The sequence below is a fragment of the Formicincola oecophyllae genome, from assembly GCF_006542395.2.
GTDB lineage: Bacteria > Pseudomonadota > Alphaproteobacteria > Acetobacterales > Acetobacteraceae > Formicincola > Formicincola oecophyllae.
This window is the reverse complement of sequence record NZ_CP038231.1, coordinates 1,136,030-1,156,223: the sequence shown is the minus strand read 5'-3', so window position 1 is coordinate 1,156,223 and position 20,194 is coordinate 1,136,030. Positions and strand designations below refer to the sequence as shown.

17 protein-coding genes and 1 tRNA gene are annotated in these 20,194 nt (G+C 60.3%); 2 read left to right on the top strand and 16 right to left on the bottom strand.

Annotation, left to right across the window (positions count from 1 at the left end; genetic code table 11):
* Positions 1–247 precede the first annotated feature (247 nt).
* From E3E12_RS05200 to rplM, 8 genes are all read right to left on the bottom strand, one after another.
* Positions 248–835, bottom strand: a complete 588-nt coding sequence (locus tag E3E12_RS05200) for a molybdenum cofactor biosynthesis protein MoaE (protein ID WP_240810442.1) — start codon at positions 833–835, stop codon at positions 248–250.
* Between the two features lie 5 nt (positions 836–840).
* Entirely contained in the window at positions 841–1,773 is a 933-nt protein-coding gene (locus tag E3E12_RS05195; RefSeq protein WP_240810441.1) for an NTP transferase domain-containing protein, read from the bottom strand.
* Positions 1,770–2,303: a cyclic pyranopterin monophosphate synthase MoaC gene (moaC, locus tag E3E12_RS05190; RefSeq protein ID WP_141443375.1), complete on the bottom strand. Its 534-nt coding sequence runs from the start codon at positions 2,301–2,303 to the stop codon at positions 1,770–1,772. The genes E3E12_RS05195 and moaC overlap by 4 nt, the downstream gene beginning before the upstream one ends.
* Positions 2,304–2,306: 3 nt before the next feature.
* Entirely contained in the window at positions 2,307–3,365 is a 1,059-nt protein-coding gene (moaA, locus tag E3E12_RS05185; protein ID WP_141443374.1) for a GTP 3',8-cyclase MoaA, read from the bottom strand.
* Positions 3,366–3,384: 19 nt separating this feature from the next.
* On the bottom strand, positions 3,385–4,584 hold the full coding sequence (locus E3E12_RS05180; protein ID WP_141443373.1) for a molybdopterin molybdotransferase MoeA: 1,200 nt from the start codon (positions 4,582–4,584) through the stop codon (positions 3,385–3,387).
* Positions 4,585–4,749: 165 nt separating this feature from the next.
* Entirely contained in the window at positions 4,750–5,868 is a 1,119-nt protein-coding gene (locus E3E12_RS05175; protein ID WP_141443372.1) for a branched-chain amino acid aminotransferase, read from the bottom strand.
* Between the two features lie 284 nt (positions 5,869–6,152).
* Positions 6,153–6,659 carry a 30S ribosomal protein S9 gene (gene rpsI, locus E3E12_RS05170; RefSeq protein WP_141443371.1) on the bottom strand — a complete coding sequence of 169 codons (507 nt, stop codon included), beginning with the start codon at positions 6,657–6,659 and terminating at the stop codon, positions 6,153–6,155.
* Positions 6,660–6,671: 12 nt separating this feature from the next.
* Positions 6,672–7,160: a 50S ribosomal protein L13 gene (rplM, locus tag E3E12_RS05165; protein WP_141443370.1), complete on the bottom strand. Its 489-nt coding sequence runs from the start codon at positions 7,158–7,160 to the stop codon at positions 6,672–6,674.
* 442 nt (positions 7,161–7,602) lie between these two features.
* Between rplM and E3E12_RS05160 the strand changes: the two genes are divergently transcribed.
* The gene (locus tag E3E12_RS05160) at positions 7,603–9,360 is read left to right on the top strand and encodes a hypothetical protein (protein WP_141443369.1); all 1,758 of its coding nucleotides are present in this window, start codon (positions 7,603–7,605) and stop codon (positions 9,358–9,360) included.
* A 132-nt stretch (positions 9,361–9,492) separates the two neighbouring features.
* On the opposite strand, the gene E3E12_RS05155 is transcribed toward E3E12_RS05160, so the two are convergent.
* The 8 genes from E3E12_RS05155 to E3E12_RS05120 all read right to left on the bottom strand — a co-directional run bounded on the left by E3E12_RS05155 (position 9,493) and on the right by E3E12_RS05120 (position 18,380).
* Positions 9,493–9,798: a hypothetical protein gene (locus E3E12_RS05155; RefSeq protein ID WP_141443368.1), complete on the bottom strand. Its 306-nt coding sequence runs from the start codon at positions 9,796–9,798 to the stop codon at positions 9,493–9,495.
* Between the two features lie 383 nt (positions 9,799–10,181).
* Positions 10,182–10,257, bottom strand: a tRNA-His gene (locus E3E12_RS05150).
* A 110-nt stretch (positions 10,258–10,367) separates the two neighbouring features.
* The gene (hflX, locus tag E3E12_RS05145; RefSeq protein WP_141443367.1) at positions 10,368–11,774 is read right to left on the bottom strand and encodes a GTPase HflX; all 1,407 of its coding nucleotides are present in this window, start codon (positions 11,772–11,774) and stop codon (positions 10,368–10,370) included.
* Positions 11,775–11,788: 14 nt separating this feature from the next.
* A complete protein-coding gene (hfq, locus tag E3E12_RS05140; protein ID WP_141443366.1) occupies positions 11,789–12,073 on the bottom strand; it encodes an RNA chaperone Hfq in 285 nt (94 codons plus the stop codon).
* A 2-nt stretch (positions 12,074–12,075) separates the two neighbouring features.
* A complete protein-coding gene (gene ntrX / locus E3E12_RS05135; protein WP_141443365.1) occupies positions 12,076–13,506 on the bottom strand; it encodes a nitrogen assimilation response regulator NtrX in 1,431 nt (476 codons plus the stop codon).
* 75 nt (positions 13,507–13,581) lie between these two features.
* Positions 13,582–16,050 (bottom strand): sensor histidine kinase NtrY-like, encoded by a 2,469-nt coding sequence (locus E3E12_RS05130; RefSeq protein ID WP_141444100.1) that lies wholly within the window; start codon positions 16,048–16,050, stop codon positions 13,582–13,584.
* A gap of 205 nt (positions 16,051–16,255) precedes the next feature.
* Positions 16,256–17,311 carry a tRNA dihydrouridine synthase DusB gene (gene dusB / locus E3E12_RS05125; protein ID WP_141443364.1) on the bottom strand — a complete coding sequence of 352 codons (1,056 nt, stop codon included), beginning with the start codon at positions 17,309–17,311 and terminating at the stop codon, positions 16,256–16,258.
* A 199-nt stretch (positions 17,312–17,510) separates the two neighbouring features.
* Entirely contained in the window at positions 17,511–18,380 is an 870-nt protein-coding gene (locus tag E3E12_RS05120; RefSeq protein WP_141443363.1) for a hypothetical protein, read from the bottom strand.
* A 711-nt stretch (positions 18,381–19,091) separates the two neighbouring features.
* Between E3E12_RS05120 and E3E12_RS05115 the strand changes: the two genes are divergently transcribed.
* Complete coding sequence (locus E3E12_RS05115; protein WP_240810439.1) at positions 19,092–20,147, top strand: quinone-dependent dihydroorotate dehydrogenase; 1,056 nt, start codon at positions 19,092–19,094, stop codon at positions 20,145–20,147.
* Positions 20,148–20,194 lie beyond the last annotated feature (47 nt).

The following is a 20,194-nucleotide window of genomic DNA, read 5'->3' as shown; positions in this document are numbered from 1 at the left end:
ACAACCTGTTGAAGGAACAATTGAAGACGCCTCCCTGCTTGAACAATGCAGCCGAACGGGCTGGCTTTGTGTTGAATGAAGCGCCCAGCCGTGCCCCCACAGGGATTGGTCTGAGCGCCAATTCAACTTACAGGACCGGGGAAGCAAACGTCACGCCTTGGGAACCAAGCAGCAGCCTGCCGGCCTGTTTACAGTTCAAGGGCCGGTTACCTTCAAGGTTCACAGGGCATGTCGCGCAGCTGCAGTCTCAGGCGTGGTCATGGCCTCGGCATGTCTGGGAATGCGCGCCAGTTTCACCCACCACCGCGCCACCCTGCGCTTGGGGGGCATGTTGGCCACGGTGATGGCACGCCACCCATTGGGGCGGGGCGTTGACGTAATGTTCACGTTTCCACACAGGCAGGCGCGCCTTGATTTCATCAATCACGTAACGGCACGCGTCAAAGGCAGCTTCGCGGTGGGCGGCTGCGGCCCCCACCCAAACAGCCATTCCCCCAACCGCCAGCGTGCCGTCCCTGTGCATGGCGGCAACGCCCGTCACGGGAAAGCGCGCGCAGGCCTCAGCCAAAATGGCCTCACCCTCTTTTTGGGCTAGGGCCTCATAAACCTCGTAATCAAGGGCTGTGACGTCAGCGCCTTCATTGTGGTCACGCACCCATCCCTCAAACGTGCAGAAGCCGCCTGCAGAACGCGCTTGCAGCTTTTCGCGCAACGCCGCCACATCCACATCAGCATGGGCAATCATGAAGTGGCGCACCTGGCGCCCCCCTTCTATAGAGGTAGCGCTGGCTTGGGCGGCTTGGTGCGGCTTGGTGGGCTTAGCTAGGGTGTCCATGACCTTCAACCTCCGGTGACAGGCGGGATGAACACGACCACGTCACCTTGCTTGAGCGGCGTGTCCCATTCAGCGAATGAATCATTCAAGGCCAGGCGCAGCTGTTGACACTCAAAGGGGAAACCATGGCGCTGGCGTAGCTCATCATAAAGTGGCCCAGCCGTGCGGTGCGCTGTGGTGATGGCTTCCCCCTTCATGCCAGCCACGTCACGCAGCTGGGCAAAGTAAGTAACCTGGACCATCACTGTGGGGGCCACGCCCTGCTGCGCAGCCTGCACGGCCCGGCGCCGCTCAAGGCGCCGTTCAGCCTGGGCGCGTTCCTCAGCTGTGTTAGCGTTGTCAAGCGCATGGGGGTTTTCAGGCTCCAGCAGCAGCGTTTTGCTGTTGAGCAACGCCTTGCGCGGGCAAACATGGCCTTCAGCCACGTGGTTACCCAAGGCAGCCAGGGCTTCAGGCGTCCAAAGTGTGCATAAGGGCTCAGGCAGGCCATCATGGGTGCTGCGGTAAGCAAGCGCTGTCCACCCCACAGGGTTGCCCTTGGCCACCACTTCTCGCCAACGCTTCACCAGGGAGCACAAGGTGGCTTCATCCAGCAAGGGCAGGTCGCAGGCCAGCACCAGCCAGGCTGCGTCTGGGTCTTGGGCATGGGCAGCCAAAAGACCCGCTGCTGGCCCACTAACGGTTTTGCCAGCGTTGTCCACCAAAGGCTGGTCAGGGATCTGGCGGTAGCGCTGGCGCACAGCATCCTGCTGGCCAGGGCGTACGGAAAGAAAGCTCTCCTTCACCAGCGGCGCCAACAGCGCCATGGCCCGCTCAATCTGGCTGTGGCCTTCAGGCCCATAGGCCAGCAGCGCTTTGTCGCGCCCCATGCGCCGGCTTTCCCCCCCTGTGAGGACAAGGCCGTTGAGCTTCATGGCTTTGATTTTGCTGGCCATCATGAGGGAACCTGGCTGCTGCCAGCACGCTTGAAATCACGCTTGCCGCCTTTTTTACCCATAAGCTGAACCTCCCTGATGACGATGTCGTGGCTCAACGCCTTGCACATGTCGTAAACCGTCAAGGCCGCCACGGAAACCGCCGTCAGCGCTTCCATCTCCACCCCCGTTTTGCCCTCACACGAAACTGTGGCCGTGATCATGACATCGTCACCAACCATGTGCAGCGCCACGTCACAACCATTCAGCGCTAGGGGGTGGCACAGCGGAATAAGCTGCGATGTGGCCTTGGCGCCGCAGACGCCCGCAATATGTGCCACCGTCAGAACAGCGCCTTTTTTGGTCATAAAGCCAGCAGAACGTAGTTGCGCAGCCACCTTTGGCGGGAACGCCACCCGGCCTTGGGCGGTGGCGGTGCGCCTGGTTGGGGCCTTAGCGCCAACGTCAACCATCATCGGTTGTCCGTCAGCGCTATCCACATGACTCAGGCTGGCTGTGCCCTTGTTGGCGTGGTGGTGTTCAGGCGCTGTCATGATTCATCCTCCAATATAGTTCATTTCTATGCGCCCAGGCGCTGCAACGCCATCAGCGGTTTGAGGGTCCTGCGCGCGCCCTTGGCCCCGCAGTTCGCTATAGCGGTCAGTGCGCGCCCCCCAGAAACGCGCAAGCACAGCCACAATGGCTTCATCAGTCGCAGGTGTGGGGGCACGCAGCAAAGCGCGGACATCAACCCCCTTGGTTGCGAAAAGGCAACCATAAAGCTTGCCGTCAGATGACAGCCTCATGCGGGTGCAACCACTGCAGAATGGCTGGGTGACAGAGGAGATCAAGCCAATCTCGCCCTGCCCGTCTTTATAGCGCCAGCGCCGCGCCACCTCACCGCGATAGGCAGGCACCAGGGGCTCAAGGGGGCCAAGCTGTTCGGCAAGGCGCTTTATCTCCAACGCTGGTACCACCTCAGCACGGTTCCAGCCGTTGCGGGTGCCTGCATCCATGTATTCAATGAAGCGCACAGGCACACCGTGGTCGCGCCCCCAGCGGGCCAGCTTCACAACCTCACCTTCATTGACGCCCCGCCGCACAACGCTGTTCAGCTTTACCCCACCAGGGAAACCAGCCTCCAACGCGGCCTCCAGGCCAGCCACCACCGTGGCAGCTGCCCCCCTGTGGCCACTCATGGCAGCAAACACGCCATCATCAAGGGCATCCAGGCTGACTGTCACCCGGCTTAGCCCAGCTTGCCGCAGGGCCTTTGCCTGGCGCGCCAGCAAAACGCCATTGGTGGTCAAGGCTAGATCCCGCACCCCCTCCAGCACTGCCAGGCGTCCTACCAACTGGGGCAGATGAGGGCGCAGCAAAGGCTCCCCCCCTGTAAGGCGGATTTTGCTCACACCCAGGCTGACAGCCAAACGCGCCAGGCGCGTGACCTCATCAAAATCCAGCCGCTCAGCTGGTGGCAGGAAACGGTAGGAAGGGCCAAACTTCTCCTCAGGCATGCAATAGGGGCAGCGCAAATTGCACCTGTCCATGACGGAAATCCGCAGGTCCCGCAGCGGCCGCCCCAATTGGTCTAGCACTGGTGGCGCTGCGTTCATCGTTTGGCGCACCGGGGCGCTACCAACCATAAAAAGGCACTGTGGCGCCAACAGGCACAGGGTCCGCACCAGCCTCCTGCTGTGAAGGCACCACAATGATGCCATCTGTGGAACTGAGATGCATGAAATCGCCTGATGTGTCCTGGGGGCGGGGCATTACGCTGCCATCACGCTGCAGGTGGGCTGGCATGAAAAGGGTGCGCTTGCCGTGGCGCGGCGCAGGCGCAGCCAAGTGCACCAGCTGTGGCTGCGCCTGGGCCTTGCTTGCCAAAGCCAGCAGGGGGCCAACGTAGCGGGCCATGCACGCCATGACCGCCAAAGGATTGCCAGGCAGCCCAAAAACACGCTGCCCCTGCGGGCCGATGCCAAACCACAAAGGCGCACCGGGCTTCTGGGCCACGCGGTGGAACACCTTCACCACCCCTAGGGCGGCCAGGGCCTGGGGCACATAATCAAACTGCCCCATGGACACGCCACCGCTAAGCAGCACAATATCACGTTCTGCCAAGGCCTGGCCCAAGCTGCGCTCCAGCGCTCGTTCATCATCTGGCACATGACTGGCGGCGATCTCCTCCACGCCCCGCACACGCAAGCTGCCCTCAATAGCGCAGTCATTGGAACGTCTGACCTGCCAGGGCTCTATAGGGCCTTCAACGTCAACCAGCTCATCGCCTGTGGCCAGAATGGCCACGCGGGGCCTGCGGCTGACCAACACGCTGCCCTTGGCATTGGAAGCCAACACAGCTAGCGCTGGCGCACCCAGGTGCAGCCCCGCTGCAAGCAACACGTCGCCTTGCTTGGCATCCAAACCACGGTCATGCACATGCTGGCCTTGAACGGCCTTGGCTTGCGGTAAAACGCGCACCTGGCTGCCGTGGCGCTCAATTTGTTCAACGGGGATGACGCATTCCGCCCCTTGCGGCATGACCGCACCTGTCATGACGGCCAGGCAGGTGCCTGTTGGGCCCAGGGGCAATGGTTTGGCACCAGCGGCAACGGTGCCTGTGCACATGAGCGCTTCAGCGCGCACATCAACCAAGCGGCAAGCGATGCCATCCATCATGACACGGTCAAAGGGGGGCTGGTCACGCTCAGCATGGATAGTTTCACGCAGAATGCGCCCTGGCGCCTTCAGCAGGCTGACGCGTTCAATGCCAAAATCCCCTGCGTGTTCAGCCACCAGGGCAGCTGCCTCAGTAACACTCAATGGTGCAGCCACCCGAATCCCCTTGCCGGTCTTTTAATAACGGCTGCACTCTAGACTCTGATGGCTGACCCCTCAAGCACTTGATGTGGATCAAGCGTGGCTATGCCTCAGCAACGAGCGCCAAGGCGCGCCATGCCATTGACAACGCCAAGGCACATCAAGTGCCCCCTGGTACCCTCACTGCACCATGATGCTGTGGCGCCAACCATGCTTGTCCTCAACGCGCCCACGCTGCACATCCAGAAGGGCCTTCTTGAGTTTCATGGTCACGGGACCAGGGGTGGCACCGTCACCAAAAACGGCTTCAGTGCGGCGCCCTGCCTTGTCCCCCTCACCAGGGGTGCGCTTAAGGCGCCCAATGGGGGAGACGGCGGCAGCCGTGCCACAAGCGAAGGCCTCAACCACATCACCTGCTGCTGCGGCTTCGAAAAGCTCATTGATATCCACAGGCTCCTCACGCATGTTCAGACCCATGTCACGGCCCAAGGTGAGCAAGCTGTTGCGTGTGATGCCACGCAGGATGGTGCCATCAAGCGGAGGGGTGACAACGGAACCGTCTTTGCGCACGAACATCACGTTCATGCCCCCCATTTCCTCAACAAAGTGCCCCTGCGTGCTGTCGAGGAACAGAACCTGGTCGCATTTCTGGCTGTAGGCCTCGCGCTGGGCAACCAGGCCGCCAGCATAATTGCCACCGCACTTGGCTTCGCCTGTGCCGCCCGGTGCTGCGCGGGTGTAACGTTCCGTTACCCATACATCCACAGTGGGCTTAGCAAAGTAATTGCCCACTGGTGAGGCAATGACAGCGAACAGGTAGCGTTCAGCAGGCTTCACGCCCAGGAAAGCATCATGGGCAATCATAAAGGGGCGCAGGTACAGGCTATGGCCTTCGGCTTCTGGCACCCAAGCGCTGTCTTTCTGCACCAAGGCGTCAATGGCGCTGACGAAAGTCTCCACAGGCATTTCAGGCATCGCCAGGCGCCGCGCTGAAGCGGCCAGGCGCTGGCCGTTGGCTTCAGGGCGGAAAACCGTCACTGTGCCATCAGGGCCTTTGAAGGCCTTCATGCCTTCGAAGATTTCCTGACCATAATGCAGCACTAGCGAGGCTGGATCGAGCGCGAAGGGGCGGCGGGCTTCCAGGCGTCCGTCATGCCAACCCTTCTCTGGGTCGTAATCCATAAGAAACATGTGGTCGGAGAAGACCTTGCCAAAGTTGCCCTCAGCCAAAAGCTTGCGGCGTTCGGCTTCCGGGGTGGGGTTGGGGTGGGGAATATGTTTAAATTTTTCAGCGCTCATCAAAGATCCATCCTGCACAGGGGCGTGCTTGGTTCAGGGGGCAGCGTGCTCCAGCAACACGGGGGCTGCCTCCCACACAGGCACAGTGTTTGCCAGGCCATTGCGGCAGAATGTTAACCAGGCGCCCTGCCCTGGCAAGGGTCCGTTCTGCAACAGGGCCTTGCGCTCATGGCAGCCTGGGCTAAGGGCGCTGTGCCTAAAACAAAACCCTGCCTCCCATAGGGAAGCAGGGTTTTAGCAAGAAGCCTGGCCACTGTCGCCAGCAACCAGGCTGCAGGCTGTTCTCAGCGCTTGGAGAACTGGAAGGAACGGCGGGCCTTGGCACGGCCGTACTTCTTGCGCTCCACAACGCGGCTGTCGCGGGTCAGGAAGCCAGCAGCCTTCAGAATGCTGCGCAACTCTGGCTCATAATGGGTGAGCGCACGTGACAGGCCATGGCGAATGGCGCCTGCCTGACCTGAAAGCCCACCACCCTTGACAGTGCAGTAGATGTCAAACTGGTTGTAACGGTCTGCCACCAGGAAGGGCTGCGTTAGGATCATGCGCAGCACAGGACGGGCGAAATACTCCGTCACGGGGCGGCCATTGACGAGGATCTCGCCCTTGCCAGCCTTAAGCCACACGCGAGCCACAGCGTCCTTGCGGCGCCCTGTGGCGTAGGAACGGCCCTGGGCATCACGCTTCACTTCGTAAACAGGGGTGGCGGCAGCGCTGACGGCGGCAGCGACATTGGCCAGATCCTGCAGTGTACCTGTTGCCTCAATCACGGCGTTTTCCTGAGTTTCGGTCATGATGGCTGTTCCTTACGCCTGGCCCGGACGGGCAAGGGTGTTCTTGCGGTTCATGGACGCAACATCGAGCTTCTTTGGGGACTGCCCCTCATGCGGGTGTTCAGTGCCCGCATAGATGTAAAGATGCTTCATCTGGGCACGCTGGAGAGGGCCGCGCGTGATCATGCGCTCCACGGCCTTTTCCACCAGGTGCTCAGGGTGGTGGCCGTTCAGGCGCTGGGCAACAGTGCGCTCCTTGATGCCACCTGGGTAGCCAGTGTGGTAATGGAACAGTTTCTGGCCAGCTTTGTTGCCTGTCAGGACAACCTTTTCAGCGTTGATGACGACAATGGCATCGCCGCAGTCAACGTTGGGGGTGTACTGGGGCTTGTTCTTGCCGCGCAGGCGGTTGGCGATGATGGTCGCCAAGCGGCCCAGGACCAGGCCTTCAGCGTCGATCAGAACCCAGTCGCGTTTCACCTCAGCGGGCTTCAAAGGCCGCGTGGTCTTGGTCAGTGACATGCTTGTATCAGTGCCGTTTCATGGCAGCGCCGCCCCGCATTGTGGCGCGTGCGGGCTGGGCTGCATGGTGGTGGTTCACCCATGTTCACGACCCCACCACAGGGTGGGGCATGAAAACAGGCAGCGTGCGAAATTCGTAGGGGCCTTATCCAGTCTCAGAGCCAGGATGTCAAGACGCCATCACAACATTGTTGCCTAACCACCCTACCTTCACTGGCAGGAAACCGCTGCTAACTATCGTGTGGTATTATCATACCGTATGCAGTAACAGTGCTTGCGCTAACAATGCCCCCTTCCCCGCCTGCCCAGCCATGGCGTTTTGCCGTACCCCTATATGTTGTAGGGTGGGCCTTTGCTTGCTGGCTGGACAAAGCCAGCTTGCCAACCGCAGGCGCCAAGGGCCAATGCAGGCCAACTTCAGTTTGAACGGGGGAGGACAGCCTTGGGAAATGACTGGCTGAGACGGGGATGGTGGGCCATTCTCCTGTTCATCCTTACAGGGGGCATCATTGGCCTTGGTGTGTGGCATGAGGCCCAGCAGGCCTTGGCTGAGGCAGTGGGCAACTTCAAAGCGGCCCTGCCACCAGGCACCAAATTCACCTACGCTAGCATCAGGCCATCCTTCCTGGTGCGTGGCGTTACCCTTCATGGCGTCACCTTGGCGCGTGGCACCGAACGCTTCCAGACTGAAAGCATCAGGCTGGGCCATCCTGTTTTCCAGCCTGATGGCGCGTTGACGTTCAGCAGCCTCCTTTTTAGGGATGCGCGCTACGATGACGGCCCGCTTCACGCTAAGGCGGGGCGGATTCTGTTCAGCCACCTTTACCTGCCGCCCATCTATGCCCGCCATTCCAGGCGGCACCTCAATCGGGCTGGCTTGCGCGGCTTGGCAGCTGTGTTGGCCTTCACCCCTGAACAACTGACACGCATGCGCTTCCGCAGGCTACGCCTGCGGCGCGCGGCCGTCAGCATGGACACCCCCCTGGCACTGGTTGGTCAAGGGCTGACATTAAAAAGCGCCCAAGCGCGCCTGGCCATCCTGGAAGGCTATGGTAAGGGCAACCGCCTTTTCGCTGAAATCCAGGATGCCACCGCGACCTATCATTTGGACCCACGCCGGCTCCTCAACCTCTACATGCCGGCTGGCACGCTTGCTGCCCAGGTTCCAGGGCGCGCCCATGAGTGGCGCCTCACTTTAAGCAGCCTCTACGCACGTGAAGGAAGCCTGCAGCTGTTCAGCCACCCCTTCCAGCGAGACAGTGACATCGTGGCGCGCTTCTGGCAGGCCCCCATCCTGACGCTTTGGGAAGACCCTGGCAATTTCAGCGCCACCAACCTGAAACTCCAGCTGCTGTCTGACAACACCACACCAACCCTAACGGCCAATGCGGATGCGCAGCCTGTCAGCATTGGCAATATCAGCTTTGTCCGCCACATTCCCACAACCACGGTTCGCGCTGTGGAAACCAGCGCTGAAAGCAATGAAATCCCGCTAGGTCAAAACATTGAGGCCACCAGCGCAGGGGACGTGTCTGGATTGGTCTGGCCCATATTCGAATCAAGCAAACAGCCCCCCCAAGGTCATTTAGCCACCAATGCCAAGGCTGAACTCACCCCCAAGGGCTGGAAAGGCACATTGGCGTTGCAGTTCCAAGACAGCAACGGCCAGCTTGACCTGGAAACGGGCTACGTCATGCCACCAGTGCGCTCCTACCTGCCTACCCTTAGAAACACCCTGCAACTGACGCCCACCATCCCGGTCAGCGCTTCTGAAGTATTCAAGGCCATTGGCCAATCACTGCTGCACACCAGGTTGCTTGACCCTGAGGTTAGGATTGAGGGGCACAACCTCATCCCGGCCCTTCTAAAGGGCCTTGGCCTTCTGCCTGAAAGCAACACCCCTGAAGAAGCTCAAATGGCCACCGAGCAATTGGTTAGTGCCGCAGCCCAACAGCACGACCAATTCCAAACAGCCCAAACCTGGCTTTTGTCAGATCAACCAGACGTGCTGCGGCTGACATTTGGAAACATCAACCTCAAGAATTTCGAGAATGCCCCTGTGAGTGACGGCATGGCCGCCTTCATGCACGCTCTCAAGCTCAGCACAGTTCACATGAGCAGTGGTACAGGCACAGCAGACAAAGAATCTGGGCACGGTGAGGCCCCCCTTGCCAGATCAATCCCAGACCTGAAGCCTTAAAAGGCCATTTAAACGCATGAAAGCCCAGCTGCCTGGTTGCAGCTGAGCTTCCATGTTCACACCTAGTGCGGGGCAACTTAGAATTTCAAAGCATGAAGGGCCAAACCAATTGGCCTAGCAAAACGCGCTGCCTTAGCGGTAGCGGGGCCGCACCACCACAGCACCCCAACGCGTTGTGGTCAGCCGGAAGCCAATAGCTTCTGGCCTGTTGCGCTGGCTCTCCAACGTGCGTTCCACTGTGATGGCTTGCAGGAGGTGATAGAGGTCATCCTCCTCCCGTTGGGTCAGGGAAGGTTCATGGTTGATGGGAAACAGGGCCAAGGGCGCCTGGGGGTGCGCATGACGTGGCGCCAAAAGCCAAACGGCTTTGTAAGGGTATTGGGCCAGGTCATAGACAGGCCAACCCTCTTCACCCAAGGGGGCACGTGCCTCAACCAACCAACGGCCTTTTCTATATGTACGCGCCACAGCTTTTCCCTTCCTGCCATGAGGTTGATAACCGCTTGTCCTCACTCTGGCCCTTCAGGGCAGAGGTTTCAAGAAGCTTTGTCAGGACCACTGTGGAAAGGAGGCAGGGGGCAGCCCCACCCTGCAAGCCATCACATTCATAGGGCGCAACGGCACGATGCGGCATTCATGACCCAAAGCTGGCTGGTACCGCACTTTAAATCATACTGTGTTAAAACCCAGCTTCATTTAAGCCCAGCGTGCTTGAAGGGGAACAGCTGTACCAAGCCCCAGTCAAGGTAGCCCTTGACTTTCACCTGAAGCCAAAAACTGAATGGACTGGGCGTGCCATTATCGATTTTTAAGGGAAGGGCTGGGGCGAATGACGGGGATCGAACCCGCGACAACCGGTACCACAAACCGGCGCTCTACCAACTGAGCTACATCCGCCACACAGCGATTGAAGACTTAGAAAATCCTGCGCTTCCCGTCCAGCCCCCCAAGGGGTTTTAGGTCAAAAAAACGCAAGATTTTCATCACCCCCCTTAAAGGAAGGGCATTTAAACTAAGCCCAGCTCATCTTCAGAGGCGCGCTCTGCCGCCAGAAGGGCCTCAGCAGCCGCACCTTCCAGAATGGCGTTGGGGAAACGGCGCCTGAAACGGCTCAGGCCAGATTCAAACAGCCGCACATGCAGGACCATCCCCTCCTCACTGTCGAGGCGTTCCACCACTTCGCCATGTTCATAAAGCCAAGCCAGAGCAGCGCCGTCAGCCAATCCAATCTTGATGGTGACATCCTCCATGGAGGATGTCAGGTGCTTGTCGAGCAGCTCCAGCAGATCTGGTACGCCTTCACCCGTCAAGGCAGAAACAGCCACAGCGCGCTCACGTAAAGGCACGTCCGCCGTACCGCCCAGCAAATCAGCTTTGTTGAGGACCTCCACCGTGCGTGCTGGCCACTCCCTATCCATGATGCCGTCTGCGGCCATGTCATTGAGGACGCCCAGAACGTCCTCGCGCTGGGCTTCGGTGTCGGGGTGGGCGATGTCGCGCACATGCAGGATGATGTCGGCTTCAGCCACCTCCTCCAGCGTGGCGCGGAAAGCGGCCACCAATTCCGTGGGCAGCTCGCTGATGAACCCCACTGTGTCCGACAGGATGACCTTGCGCCCTGAAGGCAGGTCAATGGCGCGCATGGTGGGATCAAGGGTGGCGAACAGCTGGTCCTGGGCGTGGACGTCCGCCCCCGTCAAGCGGTTGAACAAGGTGGATTTGCCAGCATTGGTGTAACCCACCAGGGCCACGACCGGGAAGGGCACCTTCTTGCGGGCTGACCTGTGCAGACCGCGCGTGCGCCGCACCTGGTCAAGCTCGCGCTTGAGCTTGACGATGCGGTCGCCAATCATGCGGCGGTCAGCTTCAATCTGCGTTTCGCCAGCGCCACCAAGGAAGCCGAAGCCACCACGCTGGCGCTCAAGGTGGGTCCAAAGCCGCACCAGGCGTGAACGCTGATACTCCAAGTGGGCGAGCTCCACCTGCAGCACACCTTCACGCGTGGCGGCGCGGGCGCCAAAAATCTCCAAGATGAGGCCTGTGCGGTCAATCACCTTGCACTTGAGAGCTTCCTCAAGATTGCGTTGCTGCACAGGGGAGAGGCGAGCATCCACCACGACCACGCCTATGTCGAGCGCGCGCACCGCATCGCTGAGCTGTTCAAGCTGGCCGGGGCCAAAAAGGGTGGCCGGGCGGCGGGTGCGGATGGTGAAGATGTCCTGATGGACAATGTCCATCTCAATGGAAGAAGCCAGGCCAGCTGCCTCAGCCAGGCGTGCTTCGGCAGCACGGGTCGATTCACCCTGCCCGCGCGCCTCCCATGGCAGGACCACGGCAGCCCGCACCTTGGGGGTGGCCGTTTCATGGAGGGCGCCTTTGCGGCCTGGCGTTGCTTGGATGTTCTCTGTTGTCATTCGTCCGTCATTCTTCAGAAATCACCTGCAGCGGGGTATTCCTCAAGCCCTTCAACCATGTCGCGCGGCATGGGTGTGCTGGGCATGATGGTGCTGATGGCGCTTTTGTAGACAAGCTGCACGTGACCATCGCGCTTAAGCAGGATGGTGTTGCGGTCAAAGCTACTCACAGTGCCTTGAAGCTTGACGCCATTGACCAGGAAAATCGTCACAGCTTCAGCGCTGCGGCGCAGGTGGCACAGGAAAACATCCTGAACAGCATGGGGGGAGGGAGCGTTTGAGGGGGTGGTGTCAGTCATGGTCACGTGGTTCCTTCAGCGCTGGCATCTGTGCGCGCAGCCTGACCGGGCACGCGGGAGCGGTCATCCTGGGTGACACCAAGCTGTTTCAGTTTGCGGTGGAGTGCGCTGCGCTCCATGCAGACAAAATTTGCCGTGCGGCTGATGTTACCCCCAAAACGCATCAGCTGCACCTGCAGATATTGCGTTTCGAAATGGTCGCGCGCCTCACGCAGGGGCAGGCTCATCACATCGGTGTCTGCATTGAGGCGGCTCATGGAAGGAGCACCCTTGCGGACGATCTCTGGCAGCATGTCAGCCCGGATGGGCTCTGCCTCATTACTGGCGTCTGGAGCCATGATGAGCATACGTTCCATGAGGTTGCGCAGCTCACGGACATTGCCAGGCCAACCATAATTCTGCAGGGAGGCCACAGCGTCCACTGAAAGCTCGCGCACCCCAAGGCCTGATGAAATGGCGCAGGTTTCAAGGAAATGCCGTGCCAGGGCGGGGATATCGTCTGGGCGCTCCTTCAAGGAGGGGATGTGCAGCGGCACCACAGCCAACCTGTAGTAAAGGTCCTCCCTGAAGCGCCTAGCAGCGATCTCCTCTTTGAGGTCGCGACTGGTGGTAGCGATAACGCGTACGTCAGCGCGCACAGGTGCACCCCCCACCCGCTCAAACGTCTTGAGTTGCAAGGCACGCACGATTTTGCCCTGCGTTTCCAGCGGCATATCGGCGACCTCATCAAGTAGGAGCGTACCACGGTGGGCGCGTTCCAAAAGCCCACGGCGCGTCTCGCCGTCCTTTTCAGCGCCGAACAACTCCTCCTCAAAGCTGCCTGGCGCCAGCGTGGCGCAGTTCAGCACCACGAAGGGCCCTTCGGAACGGCGGCTCTGAGCATGGATCATGCGCGCTGCTACCTCTTTGCCAGCCCCAGCGCCACCACTGATCATGACGCGCGAATTGGTGGGGGCGACCCGGGCGATTTGCGAACGCACAGCCTGCATCTGGGCAGAAGTGCCCATAAGGGTCATTTCCTGCCCGGCCCTTGTGCGCAACTCAGCGTTTTCACGCCGCAGGCGCGCATCCTCCAAAGCGCGTGAAACCAGCATGACCAGGCGGTCGGACTGGAATGGCTTCTCTACAAAGTCGTAGGCGCCCTTCTGAAGGCTGGCAACAGCGGTTTCAATCGTGCCATGGCCTGACATCATCAAAATGGGGACGTCTGGATCCTCGGTCTTGAAGATTTCAAGCAGGCCAATGCCATCAAGGGCAGAATTGCGCAGCCAGATATCCAGAATGACCAAGGACGGCCTGTGCTCACGGAAGGCGGCCAGGGCTTCGTCAGAATTGGCCGCCCCGTGAACTTCATAACCCTCATCCTCCAAAAGCCCTTTCAGGAGAAAGCGGATGTCAGGCTCATCATCGACGATCAAAATCTCATGCTTCATCGAGCGTCCTTGTGTCAGGGATGGTTGAAAGGGGGCTGGACCCGTGAACGCAACGGCGCACCTGGCCACCAACCATCAGGTTTTAGAGCGCTCCAGGCCCTGGTTGCCTGTAGTCCCCCCCTGCTGTTCTGCCAGTGGCAGGCGCAGGCTGACAAGCGTTCCCCGTGCAACACCGCTCCCCAGCTGGGTGCCTGGGGGGGCTTTTGAGTCATGTGCGGGGCCAATCTGTTCTGCCGGGGTGGGTTGTTCCCAAACCGCGTCAGCCAGCTTGAGGCCCCCACCATGGGCATCCATGATTTTACGCACAATGGCCAGACCCAGACCGGTTCCCTTCTCTTTGTGGGTGACGTACGGCTCCACCAAGCGGTGACGTTCTGCAGAAGGCAGGCCAATACCATCATCCATGACTGTTATCACCCCGTCATGCCCGTCACGCTGAAGGGTAAGGGCTATCGTGCCACGCGTGCCGTCAACCCCTGCCGGGCGCCCTGCCATGTCGATGGCGTCAGCGGCATTCTGCAGCAAATTGGTTAAAGCTTGCGTAATCAACCTGCGGTCACACAAGGCTGTGAGCTTTGGCCCATCCAGGCCTGATGTCTCAAACGTGATTTCAGGATGGGCATGGCGCTGCAACACAAGGGCTTCACGGCAAAGCCTGGCCAAATCGTGGGGGGCCATCTCAGGTTGGGGCATACGTGCAAAGGCTGAAAACTCATCAACCATGCGCCCAATGTCACCCACTTGCCTGATAATGGTCTCTACAAGCTGGCTGTAAGTTTCAGGGTCTGACGAGATCTCCTTCTGGAAGCGCCGCCGCAAGCGTTCGGCGGCCAACTGGATGGGGGTAAGGGGGTTTCTGATCTCATGGGCGATGCGGCGCGCTACATCAGCCCAGGCCGCTTTGCGCTGGGCCATCTGTAGGGCCGTGATGTCATCGAACGTCACAACGTAGCCTGCAGGGACAGGACCGCGCCCAACTGCTTTGGCGGGCTGGACCTCATGCTGCGCGCCGCGCGTGAGCTGGGTGGGCAGCTGGTCTGCGCCGAACTCGCCAGCGACACGCACAAGCAGGGTGCGCCCAGCGCCTGCGCCGCCACCATCGCCAGGGCCGCCTGGCGCTGCTGCGCCTTCAGCGTCAATTTGCACCTCCGCCGTGTGCTCCCTGGTGGGGTCCTGTTGGGCAGCGGCCAGCAAGGGGGCGAATTCAGGCACAACTTCCGCCAAGGGTTTGCCGATGCAGTCATCAAGGTTGCGCTGGAGAATAGCTGAGGCTGTGCGGTTAGGCAGTTCGATGATTTGGTGGCAGTCCAGGCCAATCACACCAGCTGAAACGCCTGAAAGGACCGTCTCCGTGAAGCGCCGGCGCTCATCAAGCTGCCTGTTGGCCGTCACCAAGGCGCCCCGTTGGCTTTCAAGCTGGTCCGTCATGCGGTTGAAGGCCCGCGAGAGCACGGCCACCTCATCGTCACGCTCATGAGGGGCTGGGCCTGCGCCTTCACGGCCTGCGCCATGGCGCCCACCATTTTGGGGCACTGGCACGCGCACCGCCAAATCACCATGGGACACACGCCGTGCCGCTAGAATAAGCAGGCTCAAAGGCCTGGCGATGCGGTTGGCCAGCCGCAGCCCAATCAACATGCCCACACCCAGGACAAGCAGTCCCATGAGGGCGAAGATGCCCACAAAAACGGCCTGGGTTTCACGCCTGTGGGCCAGCAAGTGCTTGTAACCTGCAACAATGGCGCTGGTGGTGTGAACATGGCGCAGGATCTCTGGGTCCACAGGCTGGGTGATGGCCAGCATCAACCCACTGTTGCCCCCCAGGGAGACCACGGCGCGCACCACCCTATCCTCAGGTTGGTCAAGGACGGCCACATCGCCTGCGCGCGCCATTTCCACCATGGAGCGCGGCGGCAGCTCCGGCTCAGCCTGGGGGGTGTTGGGGGGGGCGTTGCGACCACTCAGGAAACCGGCGGAGGCCACAACGCGCTCAGTTAGGGGGTCGAACACCACGGCATCGGACAGGCCGCGCTCTAGCACCTCATTGTCCAGGAGGACCTGCAGGCGCGATGGGGCATGGAAAAGGTCCGCGCCTTGGGCGAATTCGTCATTTTCCACCGTCAGCAGCGTGTTGGCCAGCGCGAAGGCCTCTGTGCGGGTATTGGCGTTGTGTTCATGCAGGTAGCCAACCGCCACTTCGCGCGCTTCCGTCAAGGCGCTGTCAACGCGATTGGAAAACCAGATCTCCACGCCGAAATGGAAAAACAAAGCAGCCAGAAGGCCAACAATGATGGTGGGCGCCACAGCCACAACGCCAAACAGCGCCACAAGGCGCGTGTGGAGGCGCGCTCCAGCCAACCCCATGCGGCGTTCGGCCTGCAGGCGTCCAATTTGCCGCCACCCTGCCAAAACGACCAAAATCAAGGCCAGCAGGTCCAACAGGAACATCAAAGCCAGGATAAGTGAATTGTGCCCTAGCGCCATGCCCATGCCGCCAGCCAGCAACGCAAAGGTGAGGAACGCCAGACAAAGCGCAATGACCATCACGGTGATGACGCCACGTGTGCTGGTAACGCGCACAACCCAAGTGCGCGCGCCATTGCGCAGGCGCCGCCCCAGCTGAGCCAGGCGCCAGAAGAACACCGTGACCCGGCCTGCGTTCAAAGGGGGGGGATTATCCACAACCGTCAACCATGGCTAGCCTCCAACCAACTTTACATGCAGCCATGGCGGTTTCCTGGTAAGCACTTCATAACTGCGTAGCGACTGAGTTGGACTCAGGGAGGCTACGCTGCCAGTCACTTTCAATCAGGCGGTCATAGAAATTAGCGATAAAGGCTAAAACCTCAGCACCATCCTCCATCCTGTTGACTGTTGAACGGAAAAGGGCTGAATCGCGCAGGCCAGCTGAATACCAGCAAATGTGCTTGCGGGCTACGCGTGGTCCAGAAACGGGGCCATAATGCGCCACCATGGCTTGGTAATGCTGCAGCGCTAGCCCCTTCTCCTCAACCAAGGGCATGGTTTCCACCTCTCCACCGCAGCGCAGGGCTTGGGCCAGGCGCGCAGGGAACCACGGCCTGCCGTAACAGCCCCGGCCTACCATCACCCCATCAGCCCCGCTCAGTTCCAGGGCGCGCCGCGCCGTGGCAGCTGACGTCACGTCACCATTGACGATCAGAGGCAGCGTGCAGGCCTCGCGCACGCGGCGCACAAAGCCCCAATCCGCTTGCCCACGGTAAAATTGTTGGCGGGTGCGCCCATGCACCGTCAGCATCCTGATGCCGCATTCCTGGGCAATGCGCGCTAAGCTGGGGGCGTTGAGGTTCTCATGGTCCCAGCCCATGCGCATTTTCAGCGTTACAGGCACTTTAACCGCCTTGACCACTTGTTCAAGCATGTGGGCAGCGCGTGTCTCATCACGCATCAAGGCGGAACCAGCAGCTTGGCCAACAGCCACTTTACGCGCAGGGCAACCAAAATTGATGTCAACCACTTGAGCGCCGAGCGCTTCGGCACGCTTGGCTGCCTCTGCCAGGTCGTCACTGTCGCAGCCTGTCAGCTGCACAGCGTTGACACCCCCCCTGCCAGCACTCAACGCCATGCGCTGGGTGGCAGGATTGTCATGAATCATGGCTTTGGAGGCAATCATCTCCGATATGACCAGGTCAGCGCCAAATGAACGGGCCAAGCGGCGAAAAGGCAAATCCGTGACCCCGGACATGGGCGCCAGAATGACTGGATCCTCAATCCTGACGCCCCCGCCAAGGTCGATGGCTGGCAAGGGAAACAGCTTTTCAGCCATGGGTTCCGCAGCGGTGCCAGCCTTTGTGGGGCCTGGAACCGGTATGGACGACAGGGGTGTGTGTGAATGCAGGCTCATGGGGAAGCGTTTCTAAGCCACTGCGCCTGGATGGTGCAAACCACCCTGGCGCCCTGGCACTGTGGCAGCTGGCTGGGCACCCACTCAGCTGGGCCAGCCAAACTGTTCCAGCCAACTCCCCTCAAGGTGTGGGGGAAGGGGCCTGTTGGCCAGCAGTGGAAGCCAGGGCGGCACTTTGCGCTTTGCCCGTTTGGGCCGCCTGGTTGGCCTGGGCCAATTGATGCGCGTCCGCCTGGGCCTGCAAGGCCACAGAACACTGGCTGAAAGCGCTGGCAGCCTGCGGGGCCCCTGCAAGGCTGTATTGCCACACCTCCTTGTTATCGAAACGCTCTGAGAGCATCCCCTGCCCCCCTGACAAAGACAGCAAGCGCATGACCTTGCTCACGAAATGCTGCCCGCCCCTGTCGTCAAGCGTGCGCCCAGAGAAGGTGTAAGGCGTGTTGAGAGCCCCTGAAATTACATTGTTCATGAGGTAGAACATGGGGGAGGAACGGTCCTGCACCACCAGGGTCATGACCGGGGTGCTGTCATTGCCATTGGCCAGCGCGGGCGCCATGACGCCTGCCGCCACACCTTGGGCGTTCTGCACCAGCACCAGCGGTGCTACGCCGCCTGGCAGGGTGGGAGCGCGCAAAACGCACTGCCCAGGGCGGCTTTCCGTCACCCAGCTGGCGGCAGGGGTGATGGTGCCAGTCGGTGGGGCGCCGTTATCCGCTTTCAAGCTGGCTTGATTGAGGGTGAGCGTGCTGTTAAGCGCCTTAGACATATCAGGCTGGGGGGTGGCGCATGCAGTGGCGCGGTCCAGCATGTGGCATTCATGGGCAGTGTTGGGCACGGGGCACAAAGCCTGCGGGCTGACAGGCCAAGCAGGCCACATTACCCCCGCAACGAAAAAAGCCGCATCATGTACAGTCCCTTTGCAGTAGGTGCTGTCTTCTGCGCACCCAGCCAGACCTGTGGTCAGGGCTGCAAAAGTGATTAGTGGAATCATGCCCCTGCCAGCCATGCGCATGGTCATGGCGTTAAGCAAACGCTTAAGGGAGGAAAAACAGAACGTCCTGTTTGAAGGGGGCATGGTGTTGCGGCCTTAAAGGAGGGTTTAAAGGTCGTTGATGGTGCAAGAACGGTGCAAGCCATCATCCCTGAACTGTGCCAGTTCATTTCAGGTACGGCTAGATGTTAACGAAGCGTCACAAATATCTTGAAGGATTTTGTAACACCTCATGGAAACAGCCTCTGGTTTGGGTGCGGTCCGTGATGGAGGGCACCAGATGGCCAAAGCATGACTTTTCCCTCATTGGCCATACACCAGGGGAAGGTTCAAAAACTCGAGCGCCTGAACAGGCCTTCAACCCGGTCTTGCTTGACAAACTGCCAAAACTCGCAGTGCGGATAGCTTGGCCGTAGAGGTGATTTTCTAGCTTTTGCCATGATCGTTCATTGGTTTTTCATCTGGCGCCAGTCAGCCCCAGGGCCCTTCCCAAACAGCTAGGCATGAACTGTCATCCCCTTTGCCTGTTTATTTACATTTGCCCCTTGGCAATTTGCTATGGTGCCCTAAGAGAGCCCCGCAACATGGTGGGGCCGGGGCTACAGGGTGAACAGGCCAGCGTTCCAGCAGCTTTGCTTGTTCAGCCAACGTTCGAAACCATCGCAATTCTTCCTTGATAAAGGTGACGTGACAATGGTGAGGGCAAGCGAAATGGCCGCATGGCTTCTGCGGCGCCTGGGCCCAGAAGACGCCCATGAAGTGGCCATGCGCACGCTCCAGAGCGGCCTGGCGGGTTGGGCACGTCCTGATGATCCAGCCTTGGCTTGCGACGTCATGGGGATGCGCTGTCCCAACCCCGTTGGGCTAGCTGCTGGTTTTGACAAGGATGGACGCGCCATCAGAGGGTTGGCCCGGCTGGGCTTTGGTTTCATTGAGGCTGGAACTGTTACCTTACATCCCCAGAAGGGCAACCCAAGCCCGCGCCTGTTTCGCTTGCCTGCCGAGAGGGCCATCATCAACCGTATGGGTTTCAACGGTCGGGGGGCAAAGGCCTTTGAAGCCAACATGCACCGCCTTCAACGCCATGGTGGCAGCATCGTGCCGCTTGGCATCAATATCGGCCTCAACAAGGAAGGCGCCCATCCCCTGCAGGATTACCCAACATTAATCAATGCACTTGGGCCGTTTGCCCGTTACATGGTCATCAACATTTCCTGCCCTAACCAGCAGGGCGTGCGTGCCCAGCAAGGGGCTGACACCATAGGGGCGGTCCTAGCGGCTGTGCGCCAGCAATGCCCTGTGCACCCGCCGCTGGCCATCAAGCTTTCACCTGATTTGTCCTCACAAGATTACCCCCCCCTTGTGGAAGCGGCGGCACGCAGTGGCGCCTCAGCCCTTGTGCTCACTAACACCACCACCACGCGCCCTGGTGTGGGCAGCCCCTTGGCTTCGGAGGTGGGCGGGCTTTCAGGGCGCCCCTTGGCCCAGCGCGCACGTGAAGTGTTGCGAACCGTTGCCGCCTGCAATGAGGGGCGGCTGGTGCTGATTTCCACAGGGGGGATTGAAAGCGGGCGCGACGTTTTTGAACGCCTTTGCATGGGTGCCGACCTCGTGCAAATCTATTCATCCTTCATTTATGATGGGCCCAGCGTCATCAGCCGCATTAAGCGCGAACTTCTTGAAGCCATGCGCAGCCATGGCCTTGAATCCATCCGTCAACTGCGCAGTGAACGCGCAGAAGGCCGCCTGCGCGCCCACGCCTGTTGAACCACAGGTGGGCTGCCCATGCGCTTTGGAATGCAGCCCGTTAGGGC

Coding starts and splice junctions, on each gene's coding strand:
- hflX (WP_141443367.1), bottom strand. CDS start 11,774: ATGACAACAGAGAACATCCAAGCAACGCCAGGCCGCAAAGGCGCCCTC.
- hfq (WP_141443366.1), bottom strand. CDS start 12,073: ATGACTGACACCACCCCCTCAAACGCTCCCTCCCCCCATGCTGTTCAG.
- moaA (WP_141443374.1), bottom strand. CDS start 3,365: ATGAACGCAGCGCCACCAGTGCTAGACCAATTGGGGCGGCCGCTGCGG.
- dusB (WP_141443364.1), bottom strand. CDS start 17,311: ATGGCTGAAAAGCTGTTTCCCTTGCCAGCCATCGACCTTGGCGGGGGC.
- E3E12_RS05130 (WP_141444100.1), bottom strand. CDS start 16,050: ATGGTCATTGCGCTTTGTCTGGCGTTCCTCACCTTTGCGTTGCTGGCT.
- E3E12_RS05115 (WP_240810439.1), top strand. CDS start 19,092: ATGGCCGCATGGCTTCTGCGGCGCCTGGGCCCAGAAGACGCCCATGAA.
- E3E12_RS05195 (WP_240810441.1), bottom strand. CDS start 1,773: ATGATGGCCAGCAAAATCAAAGCCATGAAGCTCAACGGCCTTGTCCTC.
- moaC (WP_141443375.1), bottom strand. CDS start 2,303: ATGACAGCGCCTGAACACCACCACGCCAACAAGGGCACAGCCAGCCTG.
- rpsI (WP_141443371.1), bottom strand. CDS start 6,659: ATGACCGAAACTCAGGAAAACGCCGTGATTGAGGCAACAGGTACACTG.
- ntrX (WP_141443365.1), bottom strand. CDS start 13,506: ATGAAGCATGAGATTTTGATCGTCGATGATGAGCCTGACATCCGCTTT.
- E3E12_RS05120 (WP_141443363.1), bottom strand. CDS start 18,380: ATGATTCCACTAATCACTTTTGCAGCCCTGACCACAGGTCTGGCTGGG.
- rplM (WP_141443370.1), bottom strand. CDS start 7,160: ATGTCACTGACCAAGACCACGCGGCCTTTGAAGCCCGCTGAGGTGAAA.
- E3E12_RS05200 (WP_240810442.1), bottom strand. CDS start 835: ATGGACACCCTAGCTAAGCCCACCAAGCCGCACCAAGCCGCCCAAGCC.
- E3E12_RS05175 (WP_141443372.1), bottom strand. CDS start 5,868: ATGAGCGCTGAAAAATTTAAACATATTCCCCACCCCAACCCCACCCCG.